General features: G+C 73.5%; 17 protein-coding genes. 4 read left to right on the forward strand and 13 right to left on the reverse strand.

What is annotated here, in order from left to right; translation table 11 throughout:
* Positions 1–115: 115 nt before the first annotated feature.
* Both fxsBH and fxsA read right to left on the reverse strand, forming a co-directional pair.
* A complete protein-coding gene (gene fxsBH / locus WA762_RS19700) occupies positions 116–2,350 on the reverse strand; it encodes a radical SAM/SPASM protein FxsBH, inactivated beta-hydroxylase extension form (RefSeq protein WP_335937190.1) in 2,235 nt (744 codons plus the stop codon).
* Positions 2,351–2,379: 29 nt separating this feature from the next.
* Positions 2,380–2,547, reverse strand: coding sequence for an FxSxx-COOH cyclophane-containing RiPP peptide (gene fxsA, locus WA762_RS19705; protein WP_335937191.1), 168 nt, complete (start codon positions 2,545–2,547; stop codon positions 2,380–2,382).
* A 637-nt stretch (positions 2,548–3,184) separates the two neighbouring features.
* Here fxsA and WA762_RS19710 point away from each other — a divergent pair.
* A complete protein-coding gene (locus tag WA762_RS19710; protein WP_335937192.1) occupies positions 3,185–4,081 on the forward strand; it encodes a DUF4231 domain-containing protein in 897 nt (298 codons plus the stop codon).
* A gap of 37 nt (positions 4,082–4,118) precedes the next feature.
* On the opposite strand, the gene WA762_RS19715 is transcribed toward WA762_RS19710, so the two are convergent.
* From WA762_RS19715 to WA762_RS19745, 8 genes are all read right to left on the reverse strand, one after another.
* Positions 4,119–4,598: a hypothetical protein gene (locus WA762_RS19715; protein WP_335937193.1), complete on the reverse strand. Its 480-nt coding sequence runs from the start codon at positions 4,596–4,598 to the stop codon at positions 4,119–4,121.
* 285 nt (positions 4,599–4,883) lie between these two features.
* A complete protein-coding gene (locus WA762_RS19720; protein WP_335937194.1) occupies positions 4,884–5,801 on the reverse strand; it encodes a S1 family peptidase in 918 nt (305 codons plus the stop codon).
* Positions 5,802–6,058: 257 nt separating this feature from the next.
* The gene (locus tag WA762_RS35715) at positions 6,059–6,412 is read right to left on the reverse strand and encodes a DUF7919 family protein (protein WP_443080635.1); all 354 of its coding nucleotides are present in this window, start codon (positions 6,410–6,412) and stop codon (positions 6,059–6,061) included.
* Positions 6,409–7,704, reverse strand: coding sequence for an NtaA/DmoA family FMN-dependent monooxygenase (locus WA762_RS19725; RefSeq protein ID WP_335937195.1), 1,296 nt, complete (start codon positions 7,702–7,704; stop codon positions 6,409–6,411). Before WA762_RS19725 ends, WA762_RS35715 begins: the two co-directional genes overlap by 4 nt.
* Positions 7,701–8,771 (reverse strand): LLM class flavin-dependent oxidoreductase, encoded by a 1,071-nt coding sequence (locus WA762_RS19730; protein ID WP_335937196.1) that lies wholly within the window; start codon positions 8,769–8,771, stop codon positions 7,701–7,703. The genes WA762_RS19725 and WA762_RS19730 overlap by 4 nt, the downstream gene beginning before the upstream one ends.
* 255 nt (positions 8,772–9,026) lie before the next feature.
* Positions 9,027–9,779, reverse strand: coding sequence for an amino acid ABC transporter ATP-binding protein (locus tag WA762_RS19735; RefSeq protein ID WP_335937252.1), 753 nt, complete (start codon positions 9,777–9,779; stop codon positions 9,027–9,029).
* 198 nt (positions 9,780–9,977) lie between these two features.
* Positions 9,978–11,837 (reverse strand): FAD/NAD(P)-binding protein, encoded by a 1,860-nt coding sequence (locus WA762_RS19740; RefSeq protein WP_335937197.1) that lies wholly within the window; start codon positions 11,835–11,837, stop codon positions 9,978–9,980.
* A complete protein-coding gene (locus tag WA762_RS19745; protein WP_335937198.1) occupies positions 11,834–12,712 on the reverse strand; it encodes an amino acid ABC transporter permease in 879 nt (292 codons plus the stop codon). The genes WA762_RS19740 and WA762_RS19745 overlap by 4 nt, the downstream gene beginning before the upstream one ends.
* A 582-nt stretch (positions 12,713–13,294) precedes the next feature.
* Here WA762_RS19745 and WA762_RS19750 point away from each other — a divergent pair.
* On the forward strand, positions 13,295–14,230 hold the full coding sequence (locus WA762_RS19750; RefSeq protein ID WP_335937199.1) for an ABC transporter substrate-binding protein: 936 nt from the start codon (positions 13,295–13,297) through the stop codon (positions 14,228–14,230).
* Positions 14,231–14,452: 222 nt separating this feature from the next.
* Here WA762_RS19750 and WA762_RS19755 read toward each other — a convergent pair whose 3' ends face one another.
* The gene (locus WA762_RS19755; RefSeq protein ID WP_335937200.1) at positions 14,453–15,820 is read right to left on the reverse strand and encodes a DUF5685 family protein; all 1,368 of its coding nucleotides are present in this window, start codon (positions 15,818–15,820) and stop codon (positions 14,453–14,455) included.
* A 312-nt stretch (positions 15,821–16,132) separates the two neighbouring features.
* Here WA762_RS19755 and WA762_RS19760 point away from each other — a divergent pair, with 312 nt between their 5' ends.
* The gene (locus tag WA762_RS19760) at positions 16,133–16,576 is read left to right on the forward strand and encodes a cell division protein SepF (protein ID WP_335937201.1); all 444 of its coding nucleotides are present in this window, start codon (positions 16,133–16,135) and stop codon (positions 16,574–16,576) included.
* A 24-nt stretch (positions 16,577–16,600) separates the two neighbouring features.
* Here the strand turns inward: WA762_RS19760 and WA762_RS19765 are convergent, their stop codons facing one another.
* Both WA762_RS19765 and WA762_RS19770 read right to left on the reverse strand, forming a co-directional pair.
* Positions 16,601–17,809, reverse strand: a complete 1,209-nt coding sequence (locus WA762_RS19765; RefSeq protein ID WP_335937202.1) for an acyl-CoA dehydrogenase family protein — start codon at positions 17,807–17,809, stop codon at positions 16,601–16,603.
* 167 nt (positions 17,810–17,976) lie between these two features.
* Positions 17,977–19,812 carry an MFS transporter gene (locus tag WA762_RS19770; protein WP_335937203.1) on the reverse strand — a complete coding sequence of 612 codons (1,836 nt, stop codon included), beginning with the start codon at positions 19,810–19,812 and terminating at the stop codon, positions 17,977–17,979.
* Positions 19,813–20,354: 542 nt separating this feature from the next.
* Here WA762_RS19770 and WA762_RS19775 point away from each other — a divergent pair.
* A complete protein-coding gene (locus tag WA762_RS19775; protein ID WP_335937204.1) occupies positions 20,355–21,377 on the forward strand; it encodes a phosphatase PAP2 family protein in 1,023 nt (340 codons plus the stop codon).
* Positions 21,378–21,532: the final 155 nt, after the last annotated feature.

Below are 21,532 nucleotides of genomic sequence, written 5' to 3' on the forward strand. Positions count from 1 at the left end.
GTTCCCGGAACGAGCCGATCGTTCCCTTGATCGAATTCGGTCTGCGGCCTTTATTCCCGGTTGTCCCGTGTTCGGCGGCGTCCGGCCGAAACGGAATAAGGGAATCGAATACCTCTCAGGTCTCTTTTCGCATCAGGTCCAACAGGCGCTTTCCATGGACGGTCAGCTCGGCCGCCCCCTCCAGCGTGTCAAGAGCCTGCCCCACGCCTTCCAGCCATTGCGGCCCGAAAGCACCCAATGCCATCCGCTCATAGGTCTCGGCCAGCAGCCGGGAAAACGGAACCGGCTCTTCCTGCCAGGGAATTCGATGCTCCCAGGAGCCGTCTGCCGCGTAAAGATCCGTGACATCGCGAAGCGCCCGCAACCGGGCCCGCCGGAAGCCCCGGAGCAGGACGAACGCCAGCTCCTCGGCGGTGCCGTCCACGGGGACGCCCAGCGCGCCGGGCCCGTGCCGTCCGACGGCGGGCTCCGCGGGGGCCGCTCCGGACAGCGGGGTGAGGGTGGTGAGGAAGCCCGCCATCTCCCGGGCGCGGGCGGGCGCCTTCGCCTCGATCAACGCCCATGCCTCGCCGACCCGGGCCGCGAGAGCGGCGGCGGCGCGGTCGCCGAGGGCGTCGGCCGGCGGAAGCCCGAAGCAGTCGCGGTACGGGTCGGTGTCGTCGAGCACCGGGCCGGTCGCCGCGCCGGGCACGGCGATCCGTCGCAGCGGCCGCCAGCCGGGGCCGGGCTCCTCCGGCCGGACGGTCCTCGTCCCGGCCGCACCGCCCCCCTCCCGCCGGACCAGGAAGCCGTCCCCGGCGCCCCGCACCACGGCCGTGCCGCTCTCCCCCGCGTCCGCGAGCCGCAGCGCGCCGAGACCGGGCAGGAGGAGTCGTCCGTCCGTGAACGTCACCCGGACGGGCAGATCGAGTCCGGCCCGGACCGCGGCCGCCGCCAGGTACGCCGGCAGCCGCCGCGCCGCGCGCGCGGCCCCGGACGGGTCGTGGGCCGTCTCCAGCGCGTGGAGCAGCCAGCCGCGGGTGTAGGGCAGGGCCAGCACCTCGTCCAGGCCGCGGGCCCCCTCGTCGGAGCCGTCGAGGGCGGCGGCCAGCTCCCAGGCGGCGGCCCACTCCGCGCCGCCGCGCCGGCCGATGTCGGCGTTCAGCCGGGCGAGCAGGGTGCGGGTGAGGTCCTGCTGGGCGGCGGCCAGCTCGGCGGGGTCGGTCACCGCGGGCGCGACGAGGGTGTGCGCCGTGCGCGCCTCGACGCCGCGCACCAGGGCCGCCAGGTCGGCGCAGTACACGGAGGGGTTGTCGAACGCGTCGGACGGCGACACGGAGTCGTAGCGGTGGGTGTAGAGGCCGCCTCCGCAGGAACGGACGACCGGGCAGCTCCGGCAGGTCTCGCTCACCCCGGCCAGCCCGAGTTGGCGGGCGCGCACGCCGGGATGGGCCGCCACCTCGTCGAAGGCGTGGTCGAAGACGTCGAACCCGGTGGCCGCCGCGCCCTCGTAGGCGCTCTTGAGCGAGTCGACCTGCTCCAGCCGGCCGTCGGTCTCCACCACGACGAGGTCGGTGGGGGCGAGTCCCAGGGACTCGGTGAGGCTGGGGCCGCCGCCCAGGGTGGACAGCAGCGAGGAGAACATCCGCACCGGCACCGGACGCCCCCGCTCCTGCCAGCGGTCGAAGACCGCGAGGAGCCAGTCGGCGTAGGCGGTGGGCGACCCGTCCGGGCGAAGGGGCGGCTCGTCCCAGGTGGCGTGCGGCAGCAGGAAGTCGATGAGCGGCGGTTCGAGGTCGACGAGCGCGTCGAGGACCGCGTGCGGGTCGTTCCGGACGTCGACGGTGCACAGCAGGCCGAGATCGAGGTGGCGGTAGCGCTCCTGGTGGAGCAGTTCGACGGCCTTGAGCACCAGGGGGTGGCTGCTGCGTCCGTCGGCGTAGCGGCGGTGGCGGTCGTTGGCGGCCCGGTCGCCGTCGAGGGAGATGCCGACCCTGACGCCGAACTCGTCGAAGAGGTCGAGATAGCGCGGGCTGAGCTGGGTGCCGTTGGTGTGGACGCGGAGGTCGAGCTCCGTGATGCCGTCGAGGGCGGAGACGAGTGCCTCGCAGACGCGTCGCAGTCGGGCGGGACCCGCCAGCAGGGGCTCCCCTCCGTGCAGGATCACTGACACGGAGGGCAACGCATGCGCTGCGGCATGCTCGGCCAGGCGCTGAGCTGTCCGGAAAATGACGTCGTCAGAGATTGTTCTGGGGCGGGTACGCCAACTCTGATCTGCATGTTCGTAGACGTAGCAATGGTCGCAGGCGAGATCGCACCTGCTGTGCACTTTGAGCACGATTTCGCGGAATGGGACCAGGGGTCCTGTCATTCCCTCAGTCTAGCCAGCATGCGACGCGGTCAGAGCGCGGAATTGAAGGTGGACGCCTGGGTGTGGCGGTCGGCGGGGGCCGAGAACACTCGGCCGAGCTTGCGGGCGGCTTCGGCGCCGCGGGCGTCGATCTCGGTCAGCGACGCGCGGCCGTTCTTCGCGCGGGCGAGGGCACGGGGGGATTCAGTGATCTTCACGGGTCATCCTTGAGGGGAGAGTTCCGGATCATGGACAAAGCAGCCGGTTTCCGCGTCATCACAGTGCCCGGCGGAATGACTTTACTCCCCTCAACAGCCTTGGCAACTGCGGAGATCCACTCGTCACACGAGTGGCATACAGCGAGGCCCGGGCGTCACGGGAGTCGCCCGGGCCCCCTCCCGCGACCAGCCAAATCCGCAGAGAAATCCGAAGACGGCATCGGCGTTCGAGTCGAGGCCCCGAGACGTCCGGGTCGAGATCCCGAGACGCCCGGACCGGGGTCCCGGGAGCGGGCCGTCGCCCGCCCGGCGCATCGGCGCCGTGGGGCGGCAGCCCCGGCCGCTCGGCCCGCACCCCGACCCGCCCGGTCCGTCGTCGCGCCCCCACTCGCAGCCGCAGGGTGAACTCTCGGTAACTTGCCTTAAAATACTGCCAGTTGGACTAGGCGCTCACAACGTCCCGCCCCGGGCGCGGCGGGGACCGGAATCGGCCAGGACCGGAATCGGCCGAGCAGGACCGAAAACAGCCGTTGTCGCGTCGGATCCGTTGCCGCCCCCGACGCCGCCGCCTACCCTCATGCCCCCACAACCGCAGACGGGAGCGAACATGACGGCGATTCCCGGACCACTCCAGAGCATGGTGTTCAGGAACGCTGACCTGCCGGAGCTCTTCCATCACACGGACACGATCGCCATCGCGAGCCAGCGGGAGGCGGTGAACACCACCCGGATCCAGCTGATCCTGCTGGTCGTCGGCACGATTCCGGCGGCGCTGCCCTGGCACGCACGACTGGGCGACGCCTTCCAGCTCGCCGACGCCGTGGGCGTGCTGTCCTACGCGGGGGTGCTGATCACGACCTATGCCGCCACCCGACGCCGGGCGAAGTCGCATTGGCAGCTCAACCGCTCCGCGGCCGAGTTCATCAAGTCGATGTGCTGGCGCTACTCGGTGCACGGGGCGCCCTTCGACTCCGGTGTCGAGCACCCCGAGGCGGTGTTCGCCAACCGTCTGGAGGAGGGACTCCAGGAGCTGCGCAAGGTGGGCTGGGCCGACCCGCGCGAGCTGACGGCGGATTCGGGCGGGCTGATCACGGAGTCCATGCGCAAGCTGCGGAACAAGGCGTTCACCGTCCGCAAGGAGACCTATGTGCGCGACCGGCTGATCGAGCAGCGCACGTGGTACCGCAGGCGCCAGGAGGTGTCGCGCCGGGCCACCCTGCTCTGGTCGAGCACGATCGCCGTGCTGACCGCGCTGGCCCTGCTGTCGGCCCTGCTGCGGACGTTCTCCGTCACTCAGTCCTTCGCCCTGACCGGGGTGCTGTCGGCCGCCGCCGCGGCCTGTCTGGCGTGGAACGAGATCCGCCGTCACCACCCGCTGATCTCTGCCCACTCGCTGGTGGAGCAGGACCTGGAGTCGATGCAGGTGGCGATGGAGACCACGCTGACCGAACGGCAGTGGCCGCGGGCCGTGTTCGAGACCGAGCGCATCGTCTCCCCGCAGCACACCGACTGGCTGGCCCGGCACCAGATGTGAGCGCGGGGCCCGTTCCCGCCCGCCGCGGCGCCGGCGGTCAGCCGCGCTCCACGCCCTCGCGCCAGATCACGGTGACCGGGCGGCCCAGGCTGCGGGCGTACGTCACGATGTCGCCCGTGCCGCCGAGGCCGCGGGCGGGCCGGCCGTCCCACACGGCGAGCAGCCGGTCGCAGTGGTCCACGATGTACGCGCCCGCCGCGTAGTACGCCTCGTCGGTGGAGTGCGCGAAGTCCAGCCGCACCTCGCGGGACGCCCGGTTCTTGAGGGCCCGGTAGCGGGCGAGTTCGAGCGCGTCCGCGAAGCAGGACTCGTAGTCGCCGCTGGGGACCACCGCGGTCAGCTCCGCGCCGTGGGCCAGGGCGAGGTCGGCGAAGAGCTGGTCGGCGCCGACCGCCAGGCTGGACAGCGCCTCCAGGGAGCCTTCGAGGCCGCGGAGGGCCGCCTCCAGCCCTGCCAGCACATACGCGTGGGCCTCCTGCGGGATGCTGCGGTGACCGGTCACTCCGATGCGATTCACGGCTCCGCAACCCCCTGGGGTCTCTGCCGGGGGCTCCGGAGGGCCTCCCCCGGGAGGCACTGCATCCGCCCCCGTTTGCTCCTGCATGACCGACCTGCCCCACATCCTCTCAAAAGCCGCCGGGCGAACGGGAGCCCCTGCCCAGCATTCGGGCAGGGGCTCCGTCTCTTTTCAGGCTGTCGACCGAGGATGTGACCAACGGGCGTTCGACAGTCGGTCATGAGTGCGGAAACCGCCGGGCGCGGGCCCGTACGCGATCAGGCCCTCGCGATCACGCCCTCGCGGTCAGTAGACGCTGACGCCGTACGCGCTGAGCGCCTCGGTGACCGGCTGGAAGTACGTGGTGCCGCCGAAGGTGCAGTCGCCGCTGCCGCCCGAGGTGAGACCGATGGCGTTGGAGCCGGAGTAGAGCGGGCCGCCGGAGTCGCCGGGCTCCGCGCACACATTGGTCTTGATCAGGCCGTACACGATCTCGCCGTTGCCGTAGTTGACCGTGGCGTTGAGGCCCGTGACGGACCCGCTGTGGATGCCCGTGGTGGAGCCGCGGCGGGTGACGGACATGCCGACCGTGGCGTTGGCCGCGCCGGTGATGTCGACGCCGCCCACGGTGCCGTCGTGGGGAACCGAGGTGTTGTCGTAGCGCACCAGGCCGTAGTCGTTGGTCGGGAAGCTGGAGCCGACCGTGGCGCCGATTTTGGTCGTCTGGGAGGAGCTGGTGTACCAGGGCGGGTTGCCGTCGGTGCAGTGACCGGCGGTCAGGAAGTAGTAGGTGCTGCCGCTGCGGACGTTGAAGCCGAGCGAGCAGCGCCAGCCGGGGGCGTAGATCGCGTCGCCGCCGGAGAGCAGCTTGCTGAGCTTTCCGGGGGTGCGCTCGATCCGCAGGGCCCCCGCGTTGGCCCCGGCGGCCTGCTTGATCCGCTTGATCTCGGCCTGGGTGACCGTGCTGTCCGCGGAGACCACCACGTCGCCGTTCTTCTGGTCGACGCTCCAGGCGGTGCCCGCCACGTCGGCCTTGAGCACGGCGTCGCTCGCGGCGGTGAGCTGACTGGCGCCGAACGTGGGGGCGGGGTCGGCCTGGGCGCTGGGGACCGCGAGGGCCGCGACGGCGACGAGGCCCGCGGCGACCGCTGCGGCCCGGCCGCGTCTGCCGGCGCCGCTGAGGGGCGTGGTGCCGTTGAGGGGGGTGGTGCGCTTGATCCTCACTTTTCGTTCCTCCCGAGGGAAGTCGGGGGCCCGCCTGTGGGGTGGTGGGGCCCGTGAGGCGCAGTCGTTCGCACGACGGCCCGCCCATGGCACGGACATGCCGTGTTCCTGACAAGCGCTGTACGGGAGTATTCAAGGGGTCAACTTCTTTCGCAAGGGGGCGTCACCGCCCGGACGCGTTCGGCCCGGAGGTCTGCCCCGGTGCCGCGGAGACCCGCGAAATCGTTGCCCCATAAGGAATATGACGGTGAGGTGCGCTACTCGGCGAGGGTCAGTACCTCGACCGTCTCGAACCCCGCGGCCCGCACCGCGGCCTGGCAGAACTCCTCGGGTGGGCAGTATCGGTGCTCCGCGATGTAGTGGATCACCAGGTCCGGCGCGGCGTAGCAGGCCCCGTCCTCTCCCTCCGCACGGATTTCCGCTCGCCGGATGGGCCGGGCCCATGTTCGGTTCGAGGATCTCGTCGGGCAAGGTGTGCCGTCGGCGAACGCGACACCGTCGAGCGCCGCGTCAACGAGTTCGAGCCGCGGCGCGGCCCTGCCGCCCGCCGCGGCGAGGCCGCCACCGCCTGCCTCGCCGCCCTCCGCGCCGCGGGCGGCCGCAGCCCTCAGCGGTCCGGGGCGGCCAGGCCGAGGTGCGAGCGCAGCGTGGGGCCGGCGTACTCGGTGCGGAACGCCCCGCGCTCCTGGAGGAGCGGCACGACCCGGTCGACGAAGTCGTCGAGCCCGCCCGGCGTGAGATGCGGCACGAGGATGAAGCCGTCGGCGGCGTCCTCGGCCACGAACTCCGTCAGGGCCGCCGCGACCGTCTCCGGGCTGCCGATGAAGGACTGCCGGCCGGTCGCCTCGACGACGGTCTGACGGATGGACAGCCCCTTCTCCTTCGACAGCGCGCGCCAACGGGCCGCCGTCTCCAGGGGGTCGCCGTGCGTCACCCGGCCCCGGGCGAGCGTGGCCCCGGGGTCCGGGTCGATGTCGGGGAGCGGCCCGTCGGGGTCGTAGGAGGAGAGGTCGCGGCCCCAGACCTGTTCCAGGGCCAGCAGCGCGCCCTGGGGGGAGACCTGCTGGAGGCGGATCCCGGCCGCCCGTTCCCGGGCTTCGGCGTCGCTGTCGCCGAGCACCACGGTGACGCCGGGCATGATCTTCAGCGCGTCGGGTTCCCGGCCGTACGCCGCCAGCCGGCCCTTGACGTCGGCGTAGAAGGCGCGGCCCGCCGCCAAGGTGCTGTGCCGGGTGAAGACGACGTCGGCGGCGGACGCGGCGAAGGCGCGGCCCTCCGGCGAGTCCCCGGCCTGGATGACCACGGGATGGCCCTGCGGGGAGCGCGGGACGGTGAACTCGCCCTCGATGCCGAAGTGCCGGCCGCGGTGTGCGAAGGGGCGTGGCTCGCCGTCGGGGGTCCAGCTGTCCCAGAGCTCGCGGGCGGTGGCGACGAACTCGGCGGCGCGGGTGTACCGGTCGGCCCGGTCGAGGTAGCCGCCGCGGCGGAAGTTCTCCCCGGTGAAGGCGTCCGACGAGGTGACGACGTTCCAGGCGGCCCGTCCCGCGCTGAGGTGGTCGAGGGTGGCGAGCCTGCGGGCGAGTTCGAAGGGTTCGTTGAAGGTGGTGCTGACGGTGGCGGCGAGGCCCAGCCGGTCCGTGACGGCCGCCAGCGCGGCCAGCACGGTGAGGGATTCCGGCCGGCCGACCACGTCCAGGTCGTGGATCCGGCCGTTGTGTTCGCGCAGCCGCAGCCCCTCGGCCAGGAAGAAGAAGTCGAACAGGCCGCGTTCGGCGGTGCGCGCCAGGTGGGTGAAGGAGGAGAAGTCGATCTGGCTGCCGGAGCGGGGGTCCGACCAGACGGTGGTGTTGTTGACGCCCGGGAAGTGGGCGGCGAGGTGCATCCGTCGCGGCGTACGGCTCATGCGCGTCCTCCTTCGAGGGCGTACCGGTTGGCGGGGCGGGCCAGCCCGAGGTGTTCGCGCAGGGTGCCGCCGGGGTGGAAGGTGCGGAACAGGCCGCGGTGCTGGAGCAGGGCCACGGTGCAGTTGACGATGCGTTCGAGGTCGCGTCCGGGGGTGATGGGGGTGAGGTGGAAACCGTCCGCCGCCCCGCCGCGATGCCAGCGGATGATGAGTTCGGCGAGGTCGACCGGGCCGCCGCGGTAGTAGGAGCCGCCGGCGGCGAGCGGGGGCCCGCTGTCCAGCCCTGGTTCGGGGGCGGTCTCGGCGTCCCCGAGGTCGACGGTGAGGGCGACCAGGACGCGGAGCGTGCGGGGGTCGCGTCCGTACGCCTCGGCCCGGCGGCGCAGGTCGGCGCGGAGGGCGGCGGCCCGCTCGGGGGCGGTGGCCCGGACGAGGACGACGTCGGCGTGCCGGGCGGCGGTGTGCGCGGCCGGACCGGCCGTGCCGTCGACGACGACGACCGGGTGTCCCTGCGGGGGCCGGGGCACGATGGCCGGGCCGCGGACTGAGAAGAACTCGCCCTCGAAGTCGACGTGGTGCAGTCGGTCGCGGTCGACGAAGCGGCCGGTGGCGACGTCCCGGATCTCGGCGTCGTCCTCCCAGCTGTCCCAGAGCCGGGCGCTCACGTCGGCGGTCTCGCCGGCCTCGCGCCACAGCGCGTCGGCGGGCGCGGCCGGGCGTCGGCCGAACAGCCGGGCCTCGGCGCCCGTCGTCGACACGTCGACGAGCCAGCCCGCCCGGCCCCGGCTCACCCAGTCCAGGGTGGCCACGGCCGACGACACGTGGAACGGCTCGGTGTGGGTGGTGGTGACGGTGGGCACCAGGCCGATCCGGTCGGTGGCCGGCGCCACCCGGGAGAGGACGGCGAGCGCGTCCGGACCGGGCCGGGCGAAGGAGTCCCCGAGCGTGACGAAGTCGAGGGCGCCGCGTTCGGCGAGCCGGGCCAGGCCGGTGTAGTGCCCGGGGTCGTAACGGGGCGGACCGCCGATCTCGGCGGCCAGGTGCAGGGGGGCGGTGGTCACGGACATGCGTCCTGCCTCTCGGGATGTGCTTCCGGAGCCCCGTTCCGGGGCCGGCGCTCCGGCCCGCACGGACGGGCCGGACGGATCGGGTGGATCGGGTGGATGCGGACATCGGGTCGGGGTGGGTGGTTGGCGCTGGGTCGGGCGGCCGGGTCGGCCGGGCGCCCCGGAGGCGGAGCGGGCCGGGCGGGCGCTCCGGAGACCGGGCCGACCGGGCGGGCGGCCCGGCGCCCCCGCCCCGCCCGGCGCGCGCGGCCGGGGTCACAGGACCTTGGAGAGGAAGGCACGGGTGCGTTCGTGCTCGGGGCGGTCGAGCACGTCCGCGGGGGCGCCCCGCTCCACGATCCGCCCCTCGTCCATGAACACGACGGTGTCCGCCACCTCCCGGGCGAAGCCGGTCTCGTGCGTGACGACGATCATGGTCGTGCCCCGGCGGGCCAGGTCCTTGAGCACGTCGAGGACCTCGCCGACGAGTTCGGGGTCGAGCGCCGAGGTCGGCTCGTCGAAGAGCAGCAGCTTCGGTTCGAGGGCCAGCGCGCGGGCGATGGCGACGCGTTGCCGCTGCCCGCCGGAGAGCTGCCCGGGGTACGCCCCGGACCTGCCGGCGAGCCCGACCCGGGCGAGCAGTTCCTCCGCCGCGGCGACGGCCTCCTTCCTGGGGCGGCGAAGCACGGAGACCGGTGCCTCGACGACGTTCTCCAGCACGGTCAGGTGCGGGAAGAGACGGAAGTCCTGGAAGACGAAGCCGATCCGGGTGCGCCGGCGCAGCACCTCGCGCTCGCGGAGTTCGTACAGCCTGTCGCCGTCCCTGCGGTAGCCGATCGGGTCGCCGTCGACGCCGATCCAGCCCCGGTCGACCTTCTCCAGATGGTTGATGGCGCGCAGCAGCGTGGACTTGCCGGAGCCGGACGGGCCGAGGACGACGGTGACCTCTCCGGCGCGCACGGTCAGGTCGATGCCGCGCAGCACGTCGAGCGTGCCGAAGCGCTTGTGGACGGAGCGGATCTCGACCATGACGCCCGCGGCTCCGGGGGCGCGCCCGGCGTCGGTGTCGGCGGACGCGTACGCGCGCTCGGCGGCGGTGTCGTGGGCGGTCGTCGTGGCGGCCTGCGGTGTCGTCGCCTTGTCGATGTGCGGATCGTCGGTGAGGGGCATGCCGGGTCCTCGAACTCTGGTCGCGGTAGGCGGAGTTGGCTGTGCGCGGGGCGGCCGTCAGGCGTCGCGAGGGCCGCCGCCGGTACAGTCCGGCCCCCGTAGGAGGGCGAGTGCCCTGCGCGCGGTGGCGTCGTTCTGCCGGAAGGCCGGGCCGCCGGTGCGCGGCCGGGTGAACGCCGCCCCCGCGCGCCCGGTGGTGAACGGTCCGAGCGCGAACCGGCGCGGGTGCGGGCGGCCGTCGCGGTCCAGGATCCGGCCGTCGTCGGGGTCGACGGAGAGCAGCCCGGAGCCGGTGGCGGCGGCCCCGTCCTCGTACAGGCTCCGGAGCAGCGGGCTGCGGGTGCGGTCCGGGGACGGGGCCGGCAGCCGGGCCTCGACCAGGGCCCGGGCCTCGACCCGTCCGCCCGGCACGGTGGCGCTGCCGGCGACGAAGAGTCCCCGTTCCTCGTCGGCCGCCACGGTCATTCCGGCGCCGAGGAAGCGGACCACACCGGCCCGGGAGAGCGCGAGGAGCCGGCGCAGCCGGGGCCCCGGAGGCCCGGAGGCGAGGTGGCTGAAGAAGCCGTGCCACCAGTCCCCGATGTCGCCGAGGCGGCTCAGCTGCCCGTAGGCGGACAGCAGTGCGAGGAAGACGGCGAGGTCCGGGCTGTGCTCCGGGTCGTGCCGGCGTGCCAGGTCGTCGGTGATGTGGGCGCGGAGCACCTCCTGGAGGGCGTCGAACGAGGGACGGCGCACCCCCTCCAGCGGGCGGTCGAGCGCTTCGAGGTCGAGCCGGTCGGCGGGGTCGGGGACGGCGTCCCGCACCAGGGCGCGCAGTGCGGGACCGGCCGGGTCGGCGGCGGCGTACTCCGCCTCGAACGCGGACCAGTCGCCCCGCGTCCGCTCCGGGTGGGCGGTGAAGAGCCGGTGGTAGTGGGCGTAGCCCAGCTCCTTGCCGACATGGGGCCACAGATCGCGCCGGAAGTCGACCGGGCCGTCCCGTTTCAGCAGTTCCTCGATCAGGTCCGGTCCGAGGAAGCGCGGCAGTGTCGCGCGTTCGCCCCGCCAGGGGTAGCCGATCTTGGAGTGGTACGGGACTCCCCGGCGCGAGCCGACGTGGAGCACGGGCTCCCGGCCGGACGGCACGTAGGCGCCGTTCTCGTACCGTCCGCCGCGTCCCTCGGTGAGCAGCACCATCAGGTCGACGAAGGCGAGCCCGAAGCCCCGGACGAGGACCGGTTCGCCCGCCGGCAGCCGGGTCAGATCGGTGTCGGCGGTGAAGTCGGGCGGCAGGTGGACGAGCCCGTGCCGGGCCGCGAAAGCGGTCAACTCGACGTGTTCCGGCTCGGGTTCGGCGTCCAGGTGACCGAGGGTGAGCACGACGAGATCGGCCGGGAGCGGCTCTTCGCGCGTCTCCAGCCAGACCTGCTGACGGCCGTCGCGCGCGCCGGTCACGCGCACCGCCCGGTCGCGGTGCCAGTGCACGGCGACGCTCCCCGGGAGCGCGGCCACGGCCTGCTCGTGCACCCAGCGCAGATAGACGCCCTGGAGCCTCCTGCTGGGGAAGTCGTCTCCCTTCAACGCCCTTATCTCGTCGAGGAGCACGGGTTCGACCGCGCTCCCGCCGGGGAGCGCGATCCGGCCGTCCCGGATCCGCGCCGCCCAGGCGTGCAGCGCGGGCCCCGGGCGTACCGGTCCCTCCTGCCGGACCGTCTCGTCGGTGAACATCGTGACGTCCTCGGCCATGGAGTTCATCCAGAGCAGCGGCGACTGGTCGTGCCGCCAGACGCGTCCGGCGCCCGGCGGGTGCGGGTCGACGAGGTGGATGTCCAGCGGGCGGTTCCCGTGGATCTCGGGGGCGTTGGCGGCGATGCGCTCGATCAGGCCGGTGCCGCGCGGTCCGGCGCCGACGACGACGAGCGCGGGGGCGCGGTTCACCGGGCGCTCACGGTGCCGCTCGCGATGCCGCGCGCGTAGTACCGCTCGACGTAGTGCTGTCCGATGCCGAGCAGCGAGGTGACGACGGCGTACCAGAGCGTGGCGACCAGCAGCAGGGGGATGACCTGGTAGGTGCGGTGGTACACGAGCTGCACCGAGTACAGCAGGTCCTGCACGGCGATGACGCTGACGATCGAGGTGCCCTTGAGGGTGCCGATGAGCATGTTCCCGGCGGGCGGGACGATGGAGCGCATCGCCTGTGGCAGCACGATCCGGCGGAGCCGGCGCCAGGGTCCGAGGCCGAGCGACTGGGCGGCCTCGATCTGGCCGCGGTCGACGGAGAGGACGCCGCCGCGGACCACCTCGGCGGCGTACGCGGCCTCGTGCAGGGTGAGGCCGACGACGGCGACCGCGACGGGGCCGAGGAGGTTCACCGTGCGGACTCCGAGGATCTCCGGGTAGAGCGCGCCGATGTTGAACCAGAACAGCAGCTGCACCAGGATCGGAGTGGACCTGAAGAGCCATATGTAGCCCCAACTCACCGCTCTCAGAACGGGGTTGACGGAGAGTCTGAGCACGGCGAGCAGGGTGCCGAGGGCGAATCCGAGCACCATGACCAGCGCGGTCAGCCAGAGCGTGAGGCCCAGGCCCCGCAGGACCGCGGTGGTGGTGAAGTACTCGGCGACGACGTCCCACTGGAAGGCTTCGTTGCGGAGGACCGAGTTCAGGACGAGGGCGAGGAGGGCCAGGACGACAACGGCCGCCGCCCATTGGCCCGTTCGGCGCACGGGGACGATCCGCAGCCGGTCGGCGTCGGCGCCCTTCGCGGGCGGGGCGGTACGGACGGGGGAAAGGATGTCTGTCTGCGCGGGCATGCGAGGGCTCCGTGGATGCAGAGATCGAACACGGGGCGCGTCTTCAGCGCGGACACACACGGACCGGGCCCCTCAGCGCCGATCCGCCTTCGAGGTAAGCGTCGTTCACCCCGCATTGTCAAGCCTGTCCATACGGTGAGTCATAGATCTCAGGTCGGTTGACGGACCACCGGATGCCTGTTCCACTGGGGCCATGCATTCGCAGCAGTGGCTGGTCAAGCGCTCCCACATCGACTTCGGTCGCGTGTGGTCCTCCTCCTGTTGAGCCCCGCCCCGCTGCGTTCCCGTCCCTCCGTGCTCCGCGCCGTGTGCGGCGCCTGAGCACTGCTCCCCCGCGCGTCTTCTCGCGCACGGCATCGCCGTGCCCTCCCCTCGCACGCCCCTCCCCTCGCTCCGCCGTCTCCCCCGCACGACCGTTTGCCTCGCTCCGCCGTTCTCCGTCCCGCCGATTCCCGTTCCGCCGTGCCCGCACCGCGCCGCACCGTCCCGCCCCGCACCGCCGCGCCCGGCGCACGGGCACGCCGGCGCGGGGCGTCCCGGTGCGCCCGTGCACGGCCGACGACTCCTGGAGAAGCACGCCTCATGCCCCGAATCCGGAATACCGCCGCTCCCGCCCTGCTCACCGCCGCCGCGCTCGCGCTGACCGCCTGCGGGTCCGGCGACCCGTCCGCCACGTCGGCCGGGGCGGCGGACGGCAAGGGTGCGGTCCCGACCGACGACGTGGTGTCCTCCGTACGCGAGGACGCGGCCGCGGCCAGGCTGCTCCCCGCCGAGGTCCGCGCCTCCGGCGCCCTGACCATCGCCTCCAGCGTCGGCGCCCCGCCGGGCGCCGCCTATCTCCCGGACGGCAGGACCGTGGCCGGCACGGACATCGACATCGCGGACGCCGTCGCCAGGAAGCTGGGGCTGAGACTGAAACGCGAGGTGGCCTCCTTCGAGGCGATCCTGCCGGCCCTGGACAGCGGCAAGTACGACGTGGGCACAGGGAACTTCGGGGTGACCGACGAACGCCGCAGGACGATCGACTTCGTCACCTACATCAACGACGGCCAGGGCTTCGCGGTCCGCGACGACAGCGGCCTGAAGAAGGTCACCGATCTCACCCAGCTCTGCGGACTGACCGTCGCCACCGGTGCGGGCACCACCTTCGAGGTGACGCTGGAGGAGAACCGGCACCGGTGCTCCGACGCGGGCAGGAAGCCGTACCGGCTGAAGACGTACAACGACCTCGGCGCGGTCTGGGGCTCGCTCCAGCAGGGGCGGACCGACGTGGTGATGTCGACGATCAACGGGCTGCGGTACGCGGTGGACCAGCAGGAGGGGGTGCGCTTCCTCAACGAGTTCAAACGGCTCGACGTCGGCTTCGCCTTCAAGAAGGGCACCCCGCTGGCACCGGCCTTCCAGGCCGCGGTCAACGGCCTGAAGGCCGACGGCACCTACGACCGGATCCTGCGGAAGTGGGGCATCACCGCGTCGGCGATCGAGACCTCGCGGATCTCACCGCCCGAGATCAGGTGACCGCCCGACCCCGCCCCACCCGCGCGACGGCCCCGGAGCGGGAACGGGGCCGGGGCCGGGCCCGACGAGGGAAACCCGACGGAGGAAACCGGCGGGGAACCCCGGGGAAGAGCCCGAGGAGGAGCGCGGGGGAGCACGGAGGCACCCGCCGGGACCGCCGCGCCGCCACCCCGGCTCTCCGGCGCCCCCGGCTCTCCGGCGCCCCGGCTCTCCGGGCCGGCCTCAGCAGTCGCAGCCGCAGTCGCAGTCGCAGCAGTTGCACGACTCGCAGCAGTTGCCGCAGTTGTTGCAGCACTCGCACGCGTCGCAGCAGCTACAGCAGTCGCACCGGGTGCACAGCCCGTCGCGGCGCTGACCGGTCCACGGGTCCTCGAAGGTGCCGCAGCACATCTGGCAGGTGCAGGCCAGGCCCATCCACACCAGGCAGCCCGCGACCAGCCCGCGCCGGTCGCGCGGCGGCTCGGGCGGAGGCAGCGGCGGCCCGCCCGGGCCCCCGGGCCCCGGGGCGTACGGGTTGCCCGGGCCGGGGGCGTGCGGGCCGCTGGGGGCGTACGGGTTGCCGGGCGGCGGCCCGAAGGACCCGGCCGGGCCGTCCCCCACGAGCCCGTCCCCCGCCGGCCCGTCCGTCACGAGCCCGTGGCCGGCGCCGGCCGGCCCGGGACCCGCGGGCCCGTGCGGGGCGGGCCCCCCGCCGGCCGGCCGGTCCGTTCCGCCGTCCGCGCGGTGCGAGCACGTCGTGGTGCCGAAGGCCCGGTCCACCGACTGCCGGAGCTCATGCGCCAGCAGCACATGGGCCAGCCTGCCGTCGGTGAACTCCGCGTCGCGCAGCGCCAGCCGTACGCCGTGCAGGGCGTCGTCGCACAGCCGCCGCGCCTCCGCCCGCGAGGTGCCGGTCGCGGTGAGCGGGTTCCAGGCGCCCGACGCCGCGTCAGCTTCCTGGTCCTCCACGGCGTCCAGCAGGTGCGCCAGGCGGCCGAAGAGCCGGCCCGCCTCGGCCAGCGGCTCCGCGTTCCCCGGCCGCCCGGCCAGTACCGCGGTGTGGGCGAAGGCCGCGGCGGTGGCGGTCTCGGTCGGCTCGGTGACCGTGAGCAGCGGCGTCCCGGGCCCGGCGAGCAGTTCGATGCCGCTCTGCCGGTCCACCGCGTCGACCAGCAGCGCTGTGTCGAAGCCGAGTTGCGCCCCGGTGCGCGCGCCCGCGCGGTCCCACCCGGCGGCGACCCGGCGCGCGGCGGCGGCGACCGGGCGGCGCTTCAGCCAGCCGTCCCGGTCCGCGACATGGTCCCGCACCTTGGCGGACGCCAGCACCAGGGACACCGCGGCGGCCAACCGGGCCCCCTCTCCCCGGGCCACCGGAGCGGTCCGCATGCCGCGCAGCGGACAGGGCCCCGCGGTCCGGCGCCATCCGGTGGCGCGCTCGGACTGAGCCTCCGTCAGGACCGAGACGATCAGGCCGTCGTAGTTGGTGACGACCCTCGCGAACTGGCCATGGTCCGACCGAAGGGCGAGGCAGAGGCCGCAGAGGTGGGCCATCCACTCGGTGCGCATCCCCTCGGACAACCGATGGGCACAGGGCCTGACTATTCCGAACACGACGATCCCCCGAGTGCCGTTCACTGGTGTCGCGCCGAGTCCGCACCCGGGCGCGACGTGCATCGTAATCGAGCCAACCGTTCACCCGGACGTGCCCCGCGTCACCCGTACGGACTGGTGCATCAGATTTTCTTTCTTTCAGACCATAGATACGGGAGGAACCCTGACGAATCGCCACATCTTCTGCACCAGTACCGTCACGAATCCCCTGCGCGCCGACTATCCACTTGGCGCACGATCCGCATCATGGACGACCATAGGGATACGAAAAAGATGCGGAGCAACACGGAACCGCGGTGAGAGGAGGCGTCCATGGGATCGGTGCGCAGGGCGAGTGCCTGGCTGGGCCTCGTAGAGGACAACGACGAGCGGTACTACGACGACGACGAGTACGCCGAGGTCCCGCACACCGGGACCGGTCAGGCGTGGGTGACCGACCCCCGGGTGCACACGGCCCCCGGGGCGGCCGAGGAGACGAGCCGCCGGATCGCCACCGTCACCCCGGACAGCTTCCGGGACGCCCGGGCCGTCGGGGAGCTGTTCCGGGACGGCGTGCCGGTGATCGTCAACCTCACGGCCATGGACCCCGCCGACGCCAAGCGCGTCGTGGACTTCGCCGCCGGGCTGACCTTCGGGCTGCGCGGCTCGATCGAGCGGGTGGCCACCCGGGTCTTCCTGCTCACCCCGGCCGACACCCGGGTGGTCAGCGGCGAAGCCGTCGGCCGGCCGGCCGACGGCTTCTTCAACCAGAGCTGAGCGGGGCGCTCTCCCCGGCCCGCCCTACCGGAACGCGTCGAGACCGGTGAGCGCCTTGCCCAGCACCAGCTGGTGCATCTCCACGGTCCCCTCGTAGGTGAGCACCGACTCCAGGTTCGTCGCGTGGCGCATCACGGGATACTCCAGCGAGATCCCGTTGGCGCCGAGGACCGTGCGCGCGGTACGGCAGATGTCGATCGCCTCCCGCACGTTGTTGAGCTTCCCGAAACTGACCTGCTCCGGGCGGAGTGTGCCCGCGTCCATCCGCCGCCCCAGATGGTGGGCGAGCAGAATGCCCTTGTGCAGTTCGACGGCCATGTCCGCGAGCTTGGCCTGGGTGAGCTGGAAGCCTCCGATCGGCCTGCCGAACTGCTCCCGGGTCCGCGCGTAGCCCAGGGCCGCCTCGAAGGCGGAGCGGGCCGCGCCCATCGCTCCCCAGACGATGCCGTAGCGGGCGTGGCCGAGACAGCTGAGCGGGCCGCGCAGCCCGGTGACGCCCGGAAGGACGGCGTCGGCCGGCAGCCGCACCTCGTCGAGGACCAGCTCGCTGGTGACCGAGGCGCGCAGCGACCACTTGTGCCTGATCTCGGGCGCGGAGAAGCCCGGGGCGCCGGCCGGCACCAGGAACCCGCGGATCCCGGAGCCCGCCGGGCCGTCGCCGGTCTGCGCCCAGACGACGGCGACCCCGGCGACCGAGCCGTTGGTGATCCACATCTTGCGTCCGGTGAGCACCCAGTCCTCGCCGTCGCGCCTGGCGTGCGTCCGCATCGCGGACGGGTCGGAGCCGTGGTCCGGCTCGGTCAGGCCGAAGCAGCCGATGGTCTCGCCCGCGGCCATGCCGGGCAGCCACCGCTGCCGCTGCTCCTCCGAGCCGTAGCGGTGGATGGCGTACATGGCGAGGGAGCCCTGCACGGAGACCAGCGAGCGGATCCCGGAGTCGGCCGCCTCGAGTTCCAGGCAGGCCAGCCCGTACTGGACGGCGCTGGCGCCCGCGCAGCCGTACCCGCTCAGGGACATCCCGAGGGCGCCGAGCGAGCCGAGTTCGCGGGCCAGCTCACGGATGCCGGGCAGCTCGCCGTTCTCGTACCACTCGGCGATGTGCGGCAGGATCCGGTCGGCGGCCCAGTCGCGGACGGTGTCGCGGATGGCCACGTCCTCGGAGCCGAGGAGATCGTCGATGCCGAGGGGGTCGGCGGGGTCGAAGGGCGGGAGCTTCGACGGGGTGGTGGACATGGGGGCGCCTCCGGGGCGGCTCGCACGGCACTGGGGCCGGGCGGCGCGGCACGGGGAGCGCGGCGGCGGCGCGGGCCCGGGCAGCCGCCCGGCCGCTCCCCCGCCCCCGTGGGCCGGCCGGCCCGCGACCAGCGGTGTCGGTCACGACGTCGTGCCGACGTTACGGGTCAGTGTCCCGCCCGTCCAGAGCCGGCCGCCTCGGCGGGGCGATGGCGGGCGGGCCCCGGAAGCGTGCGGCGGGCGGGGCCCGCGACCGGGTCCGGGCGCGCGCCGGGGCGTTCCGCTCCCGCGTCGCCGGTCTCCTCGGCCGCACGGGCGGCGGGAACCTGGCCCTCCGTACGGGGCGCCGGGACCTGGTCCTCCGGGCGGGCCACCGGAAGCTTCCCATCCGCCCGGGGCTCCTGGGCCTGTCCATCGGCCCGGGGCGCCGGAACCTGTTCGTCCGCCCGGGGCGCCGGGGCCTGCTCCTCCGCCGCCCGCGGCAGCCGCAGCGCGGCGAGCGCCCCGAGCAGCAGCAGGGCGGCGCTGACCAGCAGGGTGACGTGCAGCCCGGTGACGAAGGAGCCGCAGGCCGTGCCGCGCACCGTCTCGCCCAGCCGGCCGCCGAGCCGGTCCGCCACCTGGTACGCCTCGCCCAGGGAGTGGGACGCGGCCGCGCGGTCGGCGGCGGGGACGCCCCGGTCGGCGAGGGCCGCGAGCCCGGGGGCGTAGGCGGCGTTCATGACGCTGCCGAGCAGCGCGATCCCCATGCCCGCGCCGAGCTGGTAGGAGGTCTCGCCGATCGCCGCCGCGCCGCCGGCCCGGTCGGCGGGGGCGTCGCTGAGCATGGACTCGTACGCCCCGAAGAGCGTGGTCTGCAGCCCGAAGCCGAGCGCGACGAAGGCCGCGGCCAGCAGTCCCGGCCGGTCCTGGCGGCCCATCGCGGTGAGGACCAGCACGGAGACCGCGGTGAGCACGAAGCCCCAGCCGACCATCCGGCGCGGCCCGAGGCGCTGCAGCGTGTACGAACCGGTGGCGCCCGCCGCCATGGCGGCGAACGTGAGCGGCAGCAGTCGCAGACCGGTCTCCAGCGGGCTCAGGCCGAGCACGAGCTGGAGGTACTGCACGGCGATGAGCTCCAGCCCGACCAGGGCCAGCATCGCGACGACGATGCAACCGACCGAGGTGGAGAAGGCGGGCCGGGCGAACATCCCGATGTCGATCAGCGGATGGGCGCGCCGCTTCTGACGGCGCACGAAGAGGACCAGCAGCGCGGCCCCCGCGGCCAGTGGGACCAGCGTGGCCGCGCCGAGCAGCCCCTCGCCGGCGCCCGCCCGCTTCACCCCGAGGACCACGCCGAGCACCCCGGCCGCGGCCATCAGCGCGCCGAGCACGTCCCACGGGCCGTCGTCGCCGCCGCGGGACTCGGGCAGCAGCAGCCGGCCGACGGGCAGTACCAGGGCCATCAGCGGGACGTTGATCAGGAAGACCGAGCCCCACCAGAAGTGCTCGACGAGGAACCCGCCGATCACGGGCCCGGTGGCGGCGCCGACGGCGGCGACCGCGGACCAGATGCCGATGGCCAGGGCGCGCTCGCGGCGGTCGGGGAAGACCTGGCGGAGGATCGACAGCGTGGCCGGCATGATCATCGCCCCGCCGACGCCGAGCAGAGCGCGCGCCGCGATCAGGACGCCGGGGCTGCCGGCCAGCGCGGCGACCGCGGAGGCGATGCCGAAGAGCCCGTAGCCCAGCAGCAGCACGCGGCGGCGGCCGACCCGGTCGCCGAGCGTGCCGAACAGGATCAGCAGCGAGGCGCAGACCAGCGGGTAGGCGTCCACGATCCACAGCAGCCCGACCGCGCTGGGCCGCAGGTCCTCGGTGACCGCGGGGACCGCGACATGGAGCACCGTGGCGTCGAGCGCGACGAGCAGCAGGCTGAGACAGAGGACGACGAGGACGACCCATCGACTGGCCCCATCGGCCGCCGGGCGCGGCCGGACTCGGGCTGTGGTCGTCCCGGACATGCATGTACCTCCCAAAAGGTCACTCGCACTCGGCGGGCCGGCCTGGGACGTGGCGGGTGCGCCGCCCCTCGGGGGCCCGGCATCGACGGGCGAGTGATCCGTCAGCGTACGCGAGTTCGGAGAACTCCCACGTGGTCCACCTCATACCTCGACGGGCCGTGGAGTGCGGCCCGCGCCACGCGGCGGCCCGCAGCCCGCGCCTCCGGCCCGCACGGGCGGCCTCCGCGCCCGGCACAGAAGGTACTCGCCCCGATTCGGGCAGCGATCACCGGCCCGCCATCGCAGCGCCAGGTGACCGGACGGACACGTTCCGTCCTGCCGGAAGGGACGCCGGTTAATTTCATACCGGCACCTCCTGGGCTTTTCCGGCCGCGCCAAACACCCTTCCGAAATAAGTGCGAAATCAATCGCGCTAAATCCCGTCGAAACGCTTCTGCGGATCAGGAATTAAGGCCCGGCTGAGACATAGTCCACATCACATCGTCATCACAAAGAGACCGGATCGCCCTGGTCGTGCACTCACTCGCTGTAACGTCGATTGGGTGCGTACCGACATCTTCGCCCGCCTGGACCGGGAGCCGGAACCGCCGAAGATAGTGCCGCCGCGGATGAGCCGTCACCGCGTCGCGCTCTTCGGCGGGACGTTGACGTTCTACATCGCCATCGTCGTCGCCGTGCTGGTCTCCTCCTGGCTGGTGGCGCTGGACTGGAAGGTCATGCTCTTCCGGCCGTATCAGCAGTGGCCGGACATCCACGCTTTCCTCGACTACTACATCGTGCTCGGCCAGCGCGGCCCCACCGCCACCATGGTCGCCTGCTGGCTCGGCTGGCGCTCCTGGCGGCAGCACACGCTGCGCCCGCTGCTGACGCTCGGTGCGGCACTGCTGCTGCTCAACGCGACGGTCGGCGCGGTCAAGATCGGCCTGGGGCGGCTCGGCCCGCACTACGCGACGCAGATCGGTTCCGCCGAACTCTTCGCCGGCGGCGACATATTTCCCTCGGGCCACACCGCCAACGCGGTCGTGACCTGGGGAATCCTCGCGTATCTGGCCACCACCCCGAGGGCCAGGCGCTATCTGTCGGCCACGTCCGCCATCGTCTCTCTCGGCGTCGGCCTCACCACCGTCTACCTCGGCACGCACTGGCTCAGCGACGTGCTGCTGGGCTGGGCCGCGGGGCTGCTGATCCTGCTGGGCCTGCCCTGGGTGGAGCCGCTGATCGCACGGACCGAGGCATGGATCTTCGCCCAGCGCGAGAGCCTGCGGGGGCTCGGCCGCCCGGCGCCCGCCACGCCCCCGGCGGGCCCGCGGGCCGCGCCGCTGCCGCATCCGGAGAGCGGCGACGCCCCGGTGCTGGAGCCGGTCGGCGCGGGCGGGCATCCGGCGGTGGCCGCCGGCACGGTCACGGCCACCCGGCCGCGCACCCACCCGGCCCCTCCGCACCAGGCCCATCCGCCGCGCTCCGAGCGGACCCCGGTCACCCCGGCCGGCAGCCGTCGGCCGCCCGCCCCGGACCGGGTGCCGCGCGGCGGGGCGGCGCCGGCCCGGCCGGTGGCCGGCGGCTGACCCCCGGGAACGGCGGCGGGACCGGTACGCACCCCGCCCCGCTCCCCCGCGCGAACGAACGGCCGGCCCGGCGGGCCGGCCGGCCCGGCGCCGCGCATCCGCGAAGGCCCCGGTCCGCCCCGATTCCGGCGGGCCGGGGCCTTCGCCGTGCCGGA

Origin of the sequence: Streptomyces tyrfis (assembly GCF_037034285.1) — a bacterium.
In the GTDB taxonomy this organism is placed as follows: Bacteria; Actinomycetota; Actinomycetes; order Streptomycetales; family Streptomycetaceae; genus Streptomyces.

Excerpts from the sequence above, each read along its gene's own strand:
- fxsBH (WP_335937190.1), bottom strand. The coding sequence starts at position 2,350 with ATGACAGGACCCCTGGTCCCATTCCGCGAAATCGTGCTCAAAGTGCAC.
- WA762_RS19710 (WP_335937192.1), top strand. The coding sequence starts at position 3,185 with ATGGTGTTCAGGAACGCTGACCTGCCGGAGCTCTTCCATCACACGGAC.
- WA762_RS19725 (WP_335937195.1), bottom strand. The coding sequence starts at position 7,704 with ATGAGCCGTACGCCGCGACGGATGCACCTCGCCGCCCACTTCCCGGGC.
- WA762_RS19730 (WP_335937196.1), bottom strand. The coding sequence starts at position 8,771 with ATGTCCGTGACCACCGCCCCCCTGCACCTGGCCGCCGAGATCGGCGGT.
- WA762_RS19735 (WP_335937252.1), bottom strand. The coding sequence starts at position 9,779 with ATGGTCGAGATCCGCTCCGTCCACAAGCGCTTCGGCACGCTCGACGTG.
- WA762_RS19745 (WP_335937198.1), bottom strand. The coding sequence starts at position 12,712 with ATGCCCGCGCAGACAGACATCCTTTCCCCCGTCCGTACCGCCCCGCCC.
- WA762_RS19750 (WP_335937199.1), top strand. The coding sequence starts at position 13,295 with ATGCCCCGAATCCGGAATACCGCCGCTCCCGCCCTGCTCACCGCCGCC.
- WA762_RS19760 (WP_335937201.1), top strand. The coding sequence starts at position 16,133 with ATGGGATCGGTGCGCAGGGCGAGTGCCTGGCTGGGCCTCGTAGAGGAC.
- WA762_RS19765 (WP_335937202.1), bottom strand. The coding sequence starts at position 17,809 with ATGTCCACCACCCCGTCGAAGCTCCCGCCCTTCGACCCCGCCGACCCC.
- WA762_RS19770 (WP_335937203.1), bottom strand. The coding sequence starts at position 19,812 with ATGTCCGGGACGACCACAGCCCGAGTCCGGCCGCGCCCGGCGGCCGAT.